Annotated in this window: 16 protein-coding genes and 1 tRNA gene; 16 read left to right on the forward strand and 1 reads right to left on the reverse strand. The window is 64.0% G+C overall.

Annotation, left to right across the window (positions count from 1 at the left end; translation table 11 throughout):
• Positions 1-65 precede the first annotated feature (65 nt).
• Positions 66-650, reverse strand: coding sequence for a YceI family protein (locus DZC52_RS01260; protein ID WP_116649306.1), 585 nt, complete (start codon positions 648-650; stop codon positions 66-68).
• Positions 651-753: 103 nt separating this feature from the next.
• On the opposite strand from DZC52_RS01260, the gene DZC52_RS01265 reads away from it, so the two are divergent.
• The 16 genes from DZC52_RS01265 to DZC52_RS15430 all read left to right on the forward strand — a co-directional run bounded on the left by DZC52_RS01265 (position 754) and on the right by DZC52_RS15430 (position 12,633).
• On the forward strand, positions 754-1,347 hold the full coding sequence (locus tag DZC52_RS01265; RefSeq protein ID WP_116649307.1) for a DUF2845 domain-containing protein: 594 nt from the start codon (positions 754-756) through the stop codon (positions 1,345-1,347).
• Positions 1,348-1,454: 107 nt separating this feature from the next.
• Positions 1,455-2,204, forward strand: a complete 750-nt coding sequence (tpiA, locus tag DZC52_RS01270) for a triose-phosphate isomerase (protein WP_116649308.1) — start codon at positions 1,455-1,457, stop codon at positions 2,202-2,204.
• A gap of 28 nt (positions 2,205-2,232) precedes the next feature.
• The gene (gene secG, locus DZC52_RS01275) at positions 2,233-2,670 is read left to right on the forward strand and encodes a preprotein translocase subunit SecG (RefSeq protein WP_116649309.1); all 438 of its coding nucleotides are present in this window, start codon (positions 2,233-2,235) and stop codon (positions 2,668-2,670) included.
• A 34-nt stretch (positions 2,671-2,704) separates the two neighbouring features.
• A tRNA-Leu gene (locus DZC52_RS01280) sits at positions 2,705-2,791 on the forward strand.
• A 103-nt stretch (positions 2,792-2,894) separates the two neighbouring features.
• Complete coding sequence (locus DZC52_RS01285) at positions 2,895-3,251, forward strand: NADH-quinone oxidoreductase subunit A (protein ID WP_116649310.1); 357 nt, start codon at positions 2,895-2,897, stop codon at positions 3,249-3,251.
• An 8-nt stretch (positions 3,252-3,259) separates the two neighbouring features.
• The gene (locus DZC52_RS01290) at positions 3,260-3,787 is read left to right on the forward strand and encodes a NuoB/complex I 20 kDa subunit family protein (protein WP_181918711.1); all 528 of its coding nucleotides are present in this window, start codon (positions 3,260-3,262) and stop codon (positions 3,785-3,787) included.
• On the forward strand, positions 3,784-4,509 hold the full coding sequence (locus tag DZC52_RS01295) for an NADH-quinone oxidoreductase subunit C (protein ID WP_116649312.1): 726 nt from the start codon (positions 3,784-3,786) through the stop codon (positions 4,507-4,509). Before DZC52_RS01290 ends, DZC52_RS01295 begins: the two co-directional genes overlap by 4 nt.
• Positions 4,506-5,759: an NADH-quinone oxidoreductase subunit D gene (locus DZC52_RS01300; protein ID WP_116649313.1), complete on the forward strand. Its 1,254-nt coding sequence runs from the start codon at positions 4,506-4,508 to the stop codon at positions 5,757-5,759. The genes DZC52_RS01295 and DZC52_RS01300 overlap by 4 nt, the downstream gene beginning before the upstream one ends.
• Positions 5,756-6,283 (forward strand): NADH-quinone oxidoreductase subunit NuoE, encoded by a 528-nt coding sequence (locus DZC52_RS01305; protein WP_116649314.1) that lies wholly within the window; start codon positions 5,756-5,758, stop codon positions 6,281-6,283. Before DZC52_RS01300 ends, DZC52_RS01305 begins: the two co-directional genes overlap by 4 nt.
• A gap of 6 nt (positions 6,284-6,289) precedes the next feature.
• Positions 6,290-7,585 (forward strand): NADH-quinone oxidoreductase subunit NuoF, encoded by a 1,296-nt coding sequence (nuoF, locus tag DZC52_RS01310; protein ID WP_116649332.1) that lies wholly within the window; start codon positions 6,290-6,292, stop codon positions 7,583-7,585.
• Positions 7,586-7,627: 42 nt separating this feature from the next.
• A complete protein-coding gene (gene nuoG / locus DZC52_RS01315; protein ID WP_116649315.1) occupies positions 7,628-9,991 on the forward strand; it encodes an NADH-quinone oxidoreductase subunit NuoG in 2,364 nt (787 codons plus the stop codon).
• Positions 9,988-11,007 carry an NADH-quinone oxidoreductase subunit NuoH gene (gene nuoH / locus DZC52_RS01320; RefSeq protein ID WP_116649316.1) on the forward strand — a complete coding sequence of 340 codons (1,020 nt, stop codon included), beginning with the start codon at positions 9,988-9,990 and terminating at the stop codon, positions 11,005-11,007. Before nuoG ends, nuoH begins: the two co-directional genes overlap by 4 nt.
• A gap of 4 nt (positions 11,008-11,011) precedes the next feature.
• A complete protein-coding gene (gene nuoI / locus DZC52_RS01325) occupies positions 11,012-11,500 on the forward strand; it encodes an NADH-quinone oxidoreductase subunit NuoI (protein ID WP_116649317.1) in 489 nt (162 codons plus the stop codon).
• A 13-nt stretch (positions 11,501-11,513) separates the two neighbouring features.
• Entirely contained in the window at positions 11,514-12,116 is a 603-nt protein-coding gene (locus tag DZC52_RS01330) for an NADH-quinone oxidoreductase subunit J (RefSeq protein WP_116649318.1), read from the forward strand.
• Positions 12,116-12,421, forward strand: a complete 306-nt coding sequence (gene nuoK / locus DZC52_RS01335; protein WP_116649319.1) for an NADH-quinone oxidoreductase subunit NuoK — start codon at positions 12,116-12,118, stop codon at positions 12,419-12,421. The genes DZC52_RS01330 and nuoK overlap by 1 nt, the downstream gene beginning before the upstream one ends.
• 65 nt (positions 12,422-12,486) lie before the next feature.
• A complete protein-coding gene (locus DZC52_RS15430; protein ID WP_181918709.1) occupies positions 12,487-12,633 on the forward strand; it encodes a hypothetical protein in 147 nt (48 codons plus the stop codon).
• The last annotated feature ends 2 nt before the right edge of the window (positions 12,634-12,635 follow it).

Genomic DNA, 12,635 nt, shown 5'->3' on the forward strand with positions numbered 1-12,635 from the left:
ACAGCAGCCCCCGGCGGGAGCCCGGCTCGCTGATTCCTGAAACCTGAAACCTGAAACCTGAAACCTTATTCCGCTTCGTCCTGACGAACGCCCTCGATCGAGAGAATGATCTCGACTTCCTCGGCGGCCGGGCCCAGGTCGTAGTCGATGCCGAAGGCTTCCAGCGGCAGCTCGGTGCGGCCCTGGAAACCGCGGCGGAAGCCGCCCCAGGGATCCTCGCCGGCGCCGATCTGCGTGACGTCGATTTCGACCTCGCGTGTGACGCCGCGCAGGGTGAATTCGCCCTCGAGCCGATAGCGGTCGTCACCCAGGGGGACGAAATCCGTCGACACGAAAGTCGCTTCCGGATGGTTTTCGACGTCCAGGAAATCGTCACTGCGCAAGTGCTTGTCGCGCCGCTCGTGGTTGGTGTCCACGCTGGCGGTCTGGATGGTCGCTTGCACGGCGGAGTTGGCCGGGTTTTCCGGGTCGAAGGTGAACTCGCCCTCGAAATCGTTGAAGCGGCCGTAGAGCCAGGAGTAGCCCAGGTGCGAGATCTTGAACTGGACGAAGGCGTGCATGCCGCCGGTGTCGATTTCGTACTGTTCGGCGGCCTTCACGGGGAGGGTGAGGGCCAGGGCACAAAGGCCTGCGATCAGATGGGATTTCATGGTTGATGCTCCTCGGTAGGGTTCAAAGCAACAGTTGAGGCGTTTGGCCGAATGATCAACGGGCCGTCGATAAAGAACCGTGAAGACAATTCAGTCGTCGTTCATGGCTGCCGGGTACGCTAGCTTCATGATTCGCGCGCTCTTCTCGCTGGCCTTGCTGCTGCTCGCCCCCGTCCCGGCATTCGGGGCAAGCGACAGCCTCTGGTGCGGGCAACGCATCGTCAAGGTCGGCGATCCGATCTGGCAGGTCGCTCGCAGGTGTCCCCAACCCTTCTGGCAGGAAACCTACGATCAGCCGGCGGCCGTCGACCGTCGGGGCAGGGCGTACGGCCTCGATCGCATCGAGGTCTGGACGATCAATTTCGGTCCCAACCAGTTCATGCGTCGTCTCGAATTCGTCAACGGGCGGCTTTCGCGGGTTCGCAAGCTCGGCTACGGCGTGGAATACGAGCCCGGAAGCCGGCGATGCGGCCCCTACGAACTGGGCAAGGCCGGAGAGACGATTGCCGAGGTCTTTGCCCGCTGCGGCCGCCCGGATTACAGCTACGAGATTCCCGCCGAACCGGCCTACGGATACTCGGGGCTGGCGCGGCATTCCGGCGAGCGCCGTGTCTGGACCTACGATTTCGGGCCTCGCCAGCAGGCCCGGGAGCTGCTTTTCATCGACGGCAGGCTGAGCCGCATTTCGATCCCCTGATTCAGGGGCCGGCCGCGCTTTCGACGCAACATGGTCCGCAACACTTTATCCGCCTTGCCGGAAAGCAGTAGAATCTGCGTCCTTCATTGACCCCTGATGGTGGATTCATGCGCACCAAGCTGATCGCCGGCAACTGGAAAATGCACGGCAGCAAGCCCGAGATTCGCAGCCTGATCGGTGGAATCCTGGCCCGCCTCGACGCCAATCGGTCCGCCGAGGTCATGGTGCTGCCGCCCTTTCCCTACCTGCCCCTGGTCGACTCCCTGACCGACGCCACGCCGGTAATGCTGGGCGCACAGGACCTCAGCGCCCATGCCAGCGGCGCCTACACCGGGGAAGTATCGGGCGGGATGCTGGCCGACTGGAACTGCTCGCACGTCCTCGTCGGGCATTCCGAGCGCCGGTCCCTGCATGCCGAAAGCAGCGAGCTGGTGGCGAAGAAGTTCGTCGCTGCCCAGGACGCCGGTTTGCAGCCCATCCTGTGCGTCGGCGAGACGCTGGCCGAGCGCGAAGCCGGCCGCACTCGCGAAGTGGTCGGAGCGCAGTTGGCCGCCGCGATCGAAGCCGCCGGCATCCAGGCTTTTTCACGCGCCGTTCTGGCCTATGAGCCGGTCTGGGCCATCGGAACCGGCCAGACCGCCTCGCCGGATCAGGCCCAGGAAGTTCACGCTGCAATCAGGGCGCAGCTCGCCGCAGAGGATGCTACAATAGCCGGCCGAGTCAGGATCCTGTACGGCGGCAGCGTCAAACCCGACAACGCCGCTGATCTGTTTGCCTGTGAGGATATCGACGGCGGCCTGATCGGCGGCGCATCGCTGCAGGCCGAGTCCTTCATGGGAATCTATCAGGCGGCCTGAACCCAACAGTTTCGAGAAGAGATTTTAGATGTACACGGTTCTGATCGTTTTTCATGTCCTGCTGGCCGCCGCGCTGATTGCCGTGGTGCTGGTCCAACGCGGCCCCGGTGCCACGATGGGCGCCGCTTTCGGTTCCGGCGCCTCGGGAACCGTCTTCGGTTCGCGCGGGGCGGCGGGCTTCCTGACCAAGCTCACCAGCTGGCTGGGGGTCGCTTTCTTTGCCGTCAGCCTGACCATGGCCGTGATGGTCGCGCGCTCGGGCAATATCGGCGCGCAGCAGACCGAAGACGTCGGCCTGATGGGCGAGCAGCCCGCGCCGGCCGCGACCGAGCAGCCCGTCCAGGGCCAGCAAGGCGCGGGCGAAGCCGCCGACGAGTCCCAGTCGAGCGATGAAGAGTTTCTCGAAGTGCCGGTCGAAGAGGAGACGGCCGACGACGAATCACAGGAGCCGCCGAGCGTTGATTGACGTCAACGACGGCTGATCCTGGACCATTGACAATGCCGAAGTGGTGGAATTGGTAGACACGCTGTCTTGAGGGGGCAGTGGCCTAACGGCCGTGCCGGTTCGAGTCCGGCCTTCGGCACCATCTAGCAACGCCTGCGCCCCGCCACCAGGGGCGTAGCGAGTACTGCGAAGACAATCGCTGCGACGACTTGTCGCGACAATCTACGCACTGGCAGGGTAGACGGATGCTCGCTGACTATTTTTCGATTCTGCTGTTTCTGGGCATGGCCCTGGGCATGGGTGTGGTCCTGCTGCTTGCCGGCGGCATCCTCGGTCCGCGTCGGCCCTCGAGCGAGAAGCTCTCGCCCTACGAGTGCGGTTTCGAGGCCTTCGAGGACTCGCGCATGAAGTTCGACGTGCGCTTCTATCTCGTGGCCATCCTCTTCATCATCTTCGATCTGGAAATCGCCTTCCTCTTTCCCTGGGCCGTGGCGCTCGACGCCGTCGGCGTGACCGGCCTTGTGGCGATGGGCGTGTTCCTGCTGATCCTGGTGATCGGCTTCATCTACGAATGGAAGAAGGGAGCGCTGGAATGGGAATAAGCGAAATCATGCACAACCCGGTCCCGGAGGGCCAGGTTGACGACATCCTGCGTCCCGGCGGCGACAACCCCCTCCTCGAGAAGGGCTTCGTCACCACCAGCGCGGACGCCCTGATCAACTGGGCGCGAACCGGGTCGATGTGGCCGGTTACATTCGGTCTGGCCTGTTGCGCGGTGGAAATGATGCACTCGGCCGCCTCGCGCTACGACCTCGATCGCTTCGGCATGATCTTCCGGCCCAGCCCGCGCCAGTCCGACGTCATGATCGTGGCCGGCACCCTGGTCAACAAGATGGCGCCGGCGCTCAGAAAGGTCTACGACCAGATGCCAGATCCCAAGTGGGTGATCTCGATGGGTTCGTGCTCCAACGGCGGCGGCTACTATCACTATTCCTACGCGGTGACGCGCGGCTGTGACCGCATCGTCCCCGTCGACATCTATGTGCCCGGCTGCCCGCCCACCGCCGAGGCCCTGGTCTACGGTGTGCTGCAGCTGTACAAGAAGATCCGCCGCACCAATACGATCGCACGCTCATGACCCAGTTCTCCTCAAGAAACCAGGCGCTGGCGCAATCGCTCAGCGACATCCTGGGCGAGCGCATCGCCTCGATGACCGAGCATTGCGGGCAGCTGACCGTCGAGATCCCGCGCGATCACTGGCTCGATGCTGCCTGGCTGCTGCGCGATGAGCCTGAACTCGCCTTCGAGCAGGCGCTCGACCTTTGCGGTGTCGATTACCTCGGCTACGGCGACGACGAGTGGGAGACGGCCGAAGCGACCGGCACCGGTTTCTCTCGTGCTGCCGACGAACTCGGCCCGGGCCGATTTTCTTGGGCGGAGCGCCCCGAGGCAGGCGAAATCCAGAATCGCTTCGCCGCCGTCGTCCACCTGTTGTCGCTCAAGCACAATCGGCGCCTTCGCCTCCGCTGCTACGCGCCGGACAACGAGTTTCCCGTCCTGCCCTCGCTGATCGAGGTCTGGAACTCGGTCAACTGGTATGAGCGCGAGGCTTTCGACCTCTACGGCATCGTCTTCGAGGGGCATCCCGACCTGCGCCGGATCATGACCGACTATGGATTCATCGGTCATCCTTTCCGCAAGGACTTCCCGCTGATCGGCAACGTCACCGTCCGCTATGACGAAGACAAGGGCCGCGTGGTCTACGAGCCTGTCGAAATCGAACCGCGTGTGACGGTCGCACGCGTCGTGCGCCGCGACAGCCGCTACGTCGACGAAAAGCTGGAAGGAACCGGCTCATGAGCGAGATTCGCAACTTCACCATGAACTTCGGGCCGCAGCACCCTGCCGCGCACGGCGTGTTGCGACTCATCCTCGAGCTCGACGGCGAGACCGTCGTGCGCGCCGACCCGCACGTCGGCCTGCTGCACCGCGCCACCGAAAAGCTGGCCGAATCCAAGCCGTTCAACCACTCGATCGGCTACATGGATCGCCTCGACTACGTCTCGATGATGTGCAACGAGCACGCCTACGTCATGGCCATCGAGAAGCTGCTGAATATCGAAGCGCCGGAGCGGGCCCTGTGGATCCGCACCATGTTCGACGAGATCACCCGCATCCTGAACCATCTCATGTGGATCGGTTCGAACGCGCTCGATCTCGGCGCCATGGCGGTCTTTCTCTACGCCTTCCGCGAACGAGAAAACCTGATGGACGTCTACGAGACGGTCTCGGGTACGCGCATGCACGCCACCTACTATCGGCCCGGCGGCGTCTATCGCGACCTGCCCGAAGAGATGCCCAGGGTGGCCGAGTCGCGCTGGCGCAAGGGTAAGGATCTTGAGCGCATGAACGAGTGGCGCCAGGGATCGCTGCTCGATTTCATCGAGGCTTTCACCGACGACTTCTTCGACCGCGTCGACGACTACGAAACCCTGCTGACCGACAACCGCATCTGGAAGCAGCGTACCGTCGGCATCGGTGCGGTCAGTCCGGACCGGGCCCTGCAGTTGGGCTTCACCGGCCCGATGCTGCGCGGCAGCGGCGTCGAGTGGGATCTGCGCAAGAAGCAGCCCTACGCCAAGTACCGCGAGGTCGATTTCGACATTCCGGTGGGCAGCAACGGCGACTGCTACGACCGCTACCTGGTGCGCGTCGAGGAGATGCGTCAGTCGGCGAAGATCATCAAGCAGTGCATCGCCTGGCTGCGCGAGAATCCGGGCCAGGTCATCGTGCGCAACTTCAAGGTGGCCCCGCCCAAGCGCGAAGAGATGAAAGACGACATGGAAGCGCTCATTCATCACTTCAAGCTGTTCACCGAGGGTTACTGCGTGCCCGAGGGCGAAACCTATGCCTCGGTCGAAGCGCCCAAGGGTGAGTTCGGCTGCTACATGATTTCCGACGGCGCCAACAAGCCCTTCCGCGTGCACCTGCGCGCGCCGGGCTACGCGCACCTGTCGTCTATGAACGAGATGGCCAAGGGTCATATGCTGGCCGACATCGCGGCACTGATCGCGACTCAAGACATCGTGTTTGGAGAAATCGACCGATGACCGACAAAGCTACCGTCAGTGCCGTGGCCGGCAAGGCCGAACTGCTCAGCGAGGACACGCGCCGCGAGATCGACCACTGGCGCGCCAAGTTTCCCGATGGCGTCGAGGGCCGTCGCTCGGCCATCATTCAGGCGCTGGTCGCCGCCCAGCACCAGAACGGTGGCTGGGTCAGCGTCGACTTCATGGACGCGGTGGCCGACTATCTCGACGTGCCGCCCGTCTGGGTCTACGAAGTAGCCACCTTTTATTCAATGATCGAGACCGAGCCGGTCGGTCGCCACTCGATTTCGATCTGCACCAACATCTCGTGCATGCTCTGCGGCTCGGACAAGATCGTCGAGCACGTCGAGAACAAGCTGGGAACGCGTATCGGAGAAACCACGCCCGACGGGCGCATCTTCCTCAAGCGCGAGGAAGAGTGTCTGGCCGCCTGCGTCGGCGCACCGATGATGATCGTCGACGGCCACTACCACGAGAACCTCACGCCCGAGAAGGTCGACGAGATTCTCGACGGGCTGGAGTGATTGACCATGGCTGAGCACAACATCTGCTTTACGCACCTCGACGAGGACAACTGCTGGACGCTTGAGGCTTACCGCAAGCACGGCGGCTGGCAGGCCTGGGAAAAGATCCTCAAGGACAAGACGCCCCAGGAAGACGTCATCGAGACGGTCAAGAAATCGGCCCTGCGCGGTCGCGGCGGCGCCGGCTTTCCGACCGGATTGAAGTGGTCGTTCATGCCGCGCTCCGCACCGGGGCAGAAGTACCTGGTGTGCAACTCCGACGAATCCGAGCCGGGCACCTGCCACGACCGCGACATCCTGCGCTACAACCCCCATGCGCTGCTCGAGGGCATGGCGATCGCAGCGTACTCGATGGGTGCGACGGTCGCCTACAACTACCTGCGCGGCGAGTTCCACCACGAGCCTTTCGAACGGGTGGAAGCTGCCCTGAAGGAAGCCTACGAAGCCGGCTACCTGGGTAAGGACATCCAGGGCTCCGGCATCGACATGGATATTCACAACCTGCTCGGCGCCGGCGCCTACATCTGCGGTGAAGAGACCGCCCTGATGGAGTCGGTCGAAGGCAAGAAGGGCCAGCCGCGCTTCAAGCCGCCGTTTCCGGCGAACTTCGGCGTCTACGGCCGGCCGACGACGATCAACAACACCGAAACGCTCGCTTCGGTTCCGGCGATCATGCGCAACGGCGGGGAGTGGTTCCTGGAACTGGGCAAGCCCAACAACGGCGGTTCCAAGATCTTTTCGGTCTCCGGCCACGTCAACAAGCCCGGCAACTACGAAGTGCCGCTGGGGACGCCGTTCTCGGAGTTGCTGGAGATGGCCGGCGGCATGCGCAACGGCCACAAGATCAAGGGCGTGATCCCGGGCGGGTCCTCCATGCCCGTACTGCCCGGCGACGTCATGATGGACCTCACCATGGACTACGACGCGATCCAGAAGGCCGGCTCCGGCCTGGGGTCGGGCGCGGTGATCGTCATGGACGAAACCACCGACATGGTCGCGGCCTGCAAGCGCATCGCCCGTTTCTACTACGCCGAATCCTGCGGCCAGTGCACGCCGTGCCGCGAAGGCACCGGCTGGATGCACCGCATGCTGCACCGGATCATGGTCGGTCAGGGCAGCATGGAAGACATCGACACCCTGGCCTCGGTGACGACCCAGATCGAAGGACACACCATCTGCGCCTTCGGCGAAGCCGCCGCCTGGCCGGTGCAGGGCTTCCTCAAGCACTTCCGCGAGGAGTTCGAGTACTACGTCGAGCACGGCCGTTCGATGGTTGCCGACAAAGTCGGCGAAGCCGCATGACGGCAGCGATGCTGACCCCTGAATCCTGACCCCTAACTGATCATGGCAACAGCACAAGACAACCAGACCGACACCGTCACGATCGAAGTCGACGGCCAGGAACTGACCGCCCGCAAGGGCGAGATGATCATCCAGGTCACCGACCGGGCCGGGATCGACATTCCGCGTTTCTGCTATCACAGCAAGCTGTCGATCGCGGCCAACTGCCGCATGTGCCTCGTCGACGTCGAGAAAGCGCCCAAGCCCCTGCCGGCCTGTGCCACGCCTGTGGCCGACGGCATGAAGGTGTTCACCGAATCGCGCCGGACCGTCGACGCGCAGCGCGGGGTGATGGAATTTCTGCTCATCAATCACCCGCTGGACTGCCCGATCTGCGACCAGGGCGGTGAATGCGAGCTGCAGGACCTGGCCATGGGCTACGGTCGCTCGGTCTCGCGTTTCACCGAGCGCAAGCGCGTCGTTCGCGACAAGAACGTCGGCCCGCTGATCGAGACCGACATGACGCGCTGCATTCATTGCACGCGCTGCGTGCGCTTCCTCGAGGAGATCGCCGGCACCTGCGAACTCGGCGGCATGAGCCGCGGCGAGCACATGGAGATCGGCACCTTCGTCGAGCGCAACATCAACTCCGAACTCTCGGGCAATGTCATCGACCTTTGCCCGGTCGGTGCGCTGACCAACAAGCCCTTCCGCCACACCGCACGGCCTTGGGAGATGCGCGCCCGCAAGTATGTCGGCACGCACGACTGCCTGGGCTCGCACCTTCACTACCACACGCGTGGCCCGAAGATCATGCGTGCCGTCCCGCGCGACAACGAAGCCGTCAACGAATGCTGGCTTTCCGATCGCGACCGCTACAGCCACTTCGGCCTGCGCTCCGAAGATCGTCTGACCAGCCCGCAGGTCAAAGTCGACGGCCAGTGGCGCGAGGCAAGCTGGTCGGACGCGCTTGACGCGGCGGCCCGTGCGCTCAAGGGCGCCGTGGAAACGCACGGCGGCAGCGAGCTGGGCGTGCTGGTCTCGCCGCGCGCGACCACCGAGGAGCATTACCTGGCCGCGGCAATGGCGCGATCGCTCGGCAGCGAGAACGTGGATCACCGCCTGCGCCTGCTCGATTTCACGCATCCGCAGGCCGGCCGCGCGCACCTCGACGTGCCCACGGCCAAGATCGCCGAATCCGACGCCATCCTCCTGGTCGGCAGCAACATCCGCCACGAACAGCCGATCCTCGGCCATCGCGTTCGCACCGCCTGGCGTCAGGGCGGCGCGAAGATCGCCGACATCAACAGCGTGGCCTGGGACTTCCACTTCGACCTGGCCGAGCGCATGATCGTGCCGCCGCAGGCGATGGTCGACACCTTTGCCCGCGTGGCCAAGGCCGCAGCCGATCTCACCGGCGCCGCCCTGCCCGAAGGCAAGCTGGGCGAATACATCGCCGCGCGCCAGCCCGAACACGAAGCCAAGCAGGTGGCCGGCATGCTCAAGGACGCCGCCTCCGGCGTGCTGCTGCTCGGCGACCAGGCGCTCAATCATCCCGAAGCCGGATGGCTGCGCCGCCTGGCCGAGTGGCTGGCCGAAGCCCTGGAGGTCGCCCTGGTGGTTCTGCCCGGGCCGGCCAACAGCGCCGGCGCCTGGACGGCGGGCAGCGTGCCCGGCCGGGGCGGACTCAATGCCCGCAGCATGATTTCGAAAGGGCGCCAGGCCTACCTGCTGTGGGACATCGAACCGGACTTCGACCTGGCCGACCCGGCCGCGGCGCGCCGCGCGCTCGAGGGCGCCGCTTCGGTCGTTGCCGCCACGACCTTCGACAACGCCGTACTGCGCGAAACCGCTGACGTCCTGCTGCCGCTGTCGCCGGCGCCGGAAGTCGACGGCACCTGGATCAATGCCGATGGCCACCGGGACACGCTCCAGGCCGTCGGGCGTGCACCGGAACAGTCGCGGGCGGGCTGGAAAATTCTGCGCAAGCTCGGTGAACTGGCCGGCGCGGAAGGCTTCGATTTCGCCACCCTCGACGCCGTGACCCGGCAGGCCCTGGAAAACGACAGCGCCGAGGCAGCCCACGACGAAGCGGCCGCGCCCTTCGTCGCCGAGGGCGATACGCTGTGGCGCACCGGCGAGGTGCCGATCTATTCCGGCGACAACATCCTCAGACGGGCCCCGGCACTGCAGCAGACCACGCATGCCGCTGCCACCGTCTGCGCCGTCCATCCGACCACCGCGCGGCGCCATGGCCTGGAAGACGCCGAGCGCGTGCGCGTGCGGCAGGGCGAGGCCAGCGCCGAGCTCGACCTGGTGCTCGACGAACGTGTCGCGCCGGGTGCGGTCGGCCTGCCCGTGGCGACCTGCCCGGTCTCGACCCTGGGTGCCGGCGGCGGCGAGATCAGCCTGGAGGCGCTGTCATGATGGATCAGCTCCTGACCCTGCTGTGGACCATGGCCAAGATCCTGATGATCATCCTGCCGGTGACCATCGGCGTGGCCTACTACACCTATTTCGAGCGCAAGGTGCTGGGCTACATGCATGCGCGTCGCGGTCCCAACCGGATCGGGCCGCTGGGCCTGCTGCAGCCCTTCGCCGACGTGTTCAAGATGTTGTTCAAGGAACTGATCGTTCCCACGAACGCCAGCAAGTTCCTGTTCCTTCTGGCACCGCTGCTTTCCCTCGGGCCGGCGCTGGCGGCCTGGGCGGTCGTGCCCTTCGACGACTGGCTGGTGCTGGCCGACATCGACGCCGGCCTGCTGATGATCCTGGCCCTGACGTCGATGGGCGTCTACGGCATCCTGCTCGGCGGCTGGGCCTCGAACTCCAAGTACGCCCTGCTGGGCGGCCTGCGCGCGGCCGCGCAGACGGTGTCGTACGAAATCGCCATGGGCTTCGCCCTGGTCGGCGTGATCGTGCTGGCCGGGACGCTCAACCTCACCGCCATCGTCGAGGCGCAGTCGGGCAACATCTTCACCTGGTACTGGCTGCCGCTGCTGCCGCTGTTCGTGATCTATTTCGTCTCCGGCGTGGCCGAAACAAATCGCGCACCGTTCGACGTGGCCGAAGGCGAGTCCGAGATCGTGGCCGGTTTCCACGTCGAGTATTCCGGCGCCGGCTTCGCTGTGTTCTTCCTGGCCGAGTACGCCAACATGATTCTGATCTCGGCGCTGGCCTCGCTGCTGTTCATGGGCGGCTGGCTGTCGCCTTTTGCGGGCATTCCGGTCCTCGGCGATACGATCCTGGGCGAGGGCGGGGTGCACTGGTTCCTGCTCAAGACCGTCGTTTTCTGTTTCCTGTTCCTGTGGTTCCGCGCCACCTTCCCGCGCTATCGCTATGACCAGATCATGCGCCTGGGCTGGAAGGTCTTCATCCCGATCACCATCGTGTGGATCATGGTCGCCGGCGTGTTCCGCGTGATGGGCTGGTTCGGAGGCTGATCTTATGCAATCGATAACCAGATATCTTCGTTCGCTGATGCTGCTGGAACTGTTCCGCGGCATGGCGGTGACCTGGCGTTTCGGCGTGGCCCCGAAGGCGACGCTGAACTACCCCGAGGAGAAGACGCCCAAGTCGCCGCGCTACCGCGGCCTGCACGCCCTGCGTCGCTACCCCAACGGCGAGGAACGCTGCATTGCCTGCAAACTGTGCGAAGCCGTTTGCCCGGCGCTGGCGATCACCATCGAATCGCACAACCGCGAAGACAATACGCGGCGCACGACCCGATACGACATCGACCTGTTCAAGTGCATCTACTGCGGTTTCTGCGAAGAGTCCTGCCCGGTCGACTCCATCGTGCTCACCGACATCGGCGAGTACCACATGGAGAATAAATCCGAGAAGGTCGTTGACAAGCAGCAGCTGCTGGCCATCGGCGACCGGTTCGAAGAAAGCATTGCCGCCAATCGCGCGCAAGACGCTCGCTACCGCTAAGGGTCTGACTGGTATGCCAATCATCGAAATCGTCTTCTACCTGTTCAGCACCGTGCTCGTGCTCTCTGCCCTGAGCGTGATCACGGTGGGCAACCCGATTCACGCGGTGCTGTTCCTGATCCTCAGCTTCTTTTCGGCCGCCTGCATCTGGATCCTGCTGCAGGCCGAGTTTCTCGCCATCACGCTAGTGCTCGTCTACGTGGGCGCGGTCATGGTGCTGTTCCTTTTCGTGGTCATGATGCTCGACGTCAACGTCACCTCGGTGAAGGAGGGCTTCGCCCGCTACCTGCCGGCCGGCGTGCTTGTCGCGCTCGCCATGGCAGTTCAGCTGTTCCTGGTGATCTGGACGCGCGGCATGGAAACGGTGCCGCTGCCGGCGGCCGAAGAGGAAGGCTACAGCCATACCAGCATGATCGGCGAGCTGCTCTACACCGAATACCTTTACGCCTTCGAGATTGCGGCCGTGCTGTTGCTGGTCGCGATCATCGCGGCCATTTCACTCACCCATCGCCGCCGGCCGGAAACCAAGTACCAGGACCCGAGCCGTCAGGTTCGCGTCAAGCGCGACGAGCGGCTGCGGGTCATCAAGATGAAAAGCGAAGGGGAGGACGCCTGATGCTGACCCTAGCCCACTTCATCACCCTCGGCGCGGTGCTGTTTTGCATCGGTGTGGCGGGCATCTTCCTGAACCGGAAGAACGTGCTCATCCTGCTGATGTGCATCGAGCTGATGCTGCTGTCGGTGAACATGAACTTCATCGCCTTCTCGCGTTTCCTCGACGTGCTCGACGGCCAGGTTTTCGTGTTCTTCATTCTGACCGTGGCCGCGGCGGAAGCGGCCATCGGCCTGGCGTTGCTGGTGGTGCTGTTCAGAAACCGCCGCTCGATCAGCGTAGAAGACATCAGCGACCTAAGGGGCTGATTCAGTAAAACCTTTTGTCCACAGATGAACACAGATGAACACAGATGGAAAGAAGACGAAAAAGAATGAAAAAGGCCATGGCTGATTTGACCCGGGACGGAATTGATCCTTCCCGGTTTGAGTTCAGCCCCGGCGCTCTTTTGGGTTTTATCTGTGTTGATCTGTATTCATCTGTGGGCGGTTTTGGATTCAAATGGAATGACTCGCTGTGAGT

It is taken from the genome of Wenzhouxiangella sediminis (assembly GCF_003410055.1).
GTDB classification, from domain to species: domain Bacteria; phylum Pseudomonadota; class Gammaproteobacteria; order Xanthomonadales; family Wenzhouxiangellaceae; genus Wenzhouxiangella; species Wenzhouxiangella sediminis.

What these genes read in the sequence shown, in the direction of transcription:
- DZC52_RS01260 (WP_116649306.1), bottom strand. Translation starts at nt 650, where the DNA reads ATGAAATCCCATCTGATCGCAGGCCTTTGTGCCCTGGCCCTCACCCTC.
- DZC52_RS01265 (WP_116649307.1), top strand. Translation starts at nt 754, where the DNA reads ATGGCTGCCGGGTACGCTAGCTTCATGATTCGCGCGCTCTTCTCGCTG.
- tpiA (WP_116649308.1), top strand. Translation starts at nt 1,455, where the DNA reads ATGCGCACCAAGCTGATCGCCGGCAACTGGAAAATGCACGGCAGCAAG.
- secG (WP_116649309.1), top strand. Translation starts at nt 2,233, where the DNA reads ATGTACACGGTTCTGATCGTTTTTCATGTCCTGCTGGCCGCCGCGCTG.
- DZC52_RS01285 (WP_116649310.1), top strand. Translation starts at nt 2,895, where the DNA reads ATGCTCGCTGACTATTTTTCGATTCTGCTGTTTCTGGGCATGGCCCTG.
- DZC52_RS01290 (WP_181918711.1), top strand. Translation starts at nt 3,260, where the DNA reads ATGCACAACCCGGTCCCGGAGGGCCAGGTTGACGACATCCTGCGTCCC.
- DZC52_RS01295 (WP_116649312.1), top strand. Translation starts at nt 3,784, where the DNA reads ATGACCCAGTTCTCCTCAAGAAACCAGGCGCTGGCGCAATCGCTCAGC.
- DZC52_RS01300 (WP_116649313.1), top strand. Translation starts at nt 4,506, where the DNA reads ATGAGCGAGATTCGCAACTTCACCATGAACTTCGGGCCGCAGCACCCT.
- DZC52_RS01305 (WP_116649314.1), top strand. Translation starts at nt 5,756, where the DNA reads ATGACCGACAAAGCTACCGTCAGTGCCGTGGCCGGCAAGGCCGAACTG.
- nuoF (WP_116649332.1), top strand. Translation starts at nt 6,290, where the DNA reads ATGGCTGAGCACAACATCTGCTTTACGCACCTCGACGAGGACAACTGC.
- nuoG (WP_116649315.1), top strand. Translation starts at nt 7,628, where the DNA reads ATGGCAACAGCACAAGACAACCAGACCGACACCGTCACGATCGAAGTC.
- nuoH (WP_116649316.1), top strand. Translation starts at nt 9,988, where the DNA reads ATGATGGATCAGCTCCTGACCCTGCTGTGGACCATGGCCAAGATCCTG.
- nuoI (WP_116649317.1), top strand. Translation starts at nt 11,012, where the DNA reads ATGCAATCGATAACCAGATATCTTCGTTCGCTGATGCTGCTGGAACTG.
- DZC52_RS01330 (WP_116649318.1), top strand. Translation starts at nt 11,514, where the DNA reads ATGCCAATCATCGAAATCGTCTTCTACCTGTTCAGCACCGTGCTCGTG.
- nuoK (WP_116649319.1), top strand. Translation starts at nt 12,116, where the DNA reads ATGCTGACCCTAGCCCACTTCATCACCCTCGGCGCGGTGCTGTTTTGC.
- DZC52_RS15430 (WP_181918709.1), top strand. Translation starts at nt 12,487, where the DNA reads ATGAAAAAGGCCATGGCTGATTTGACCCGGGACGGAATTGATCCTTCC.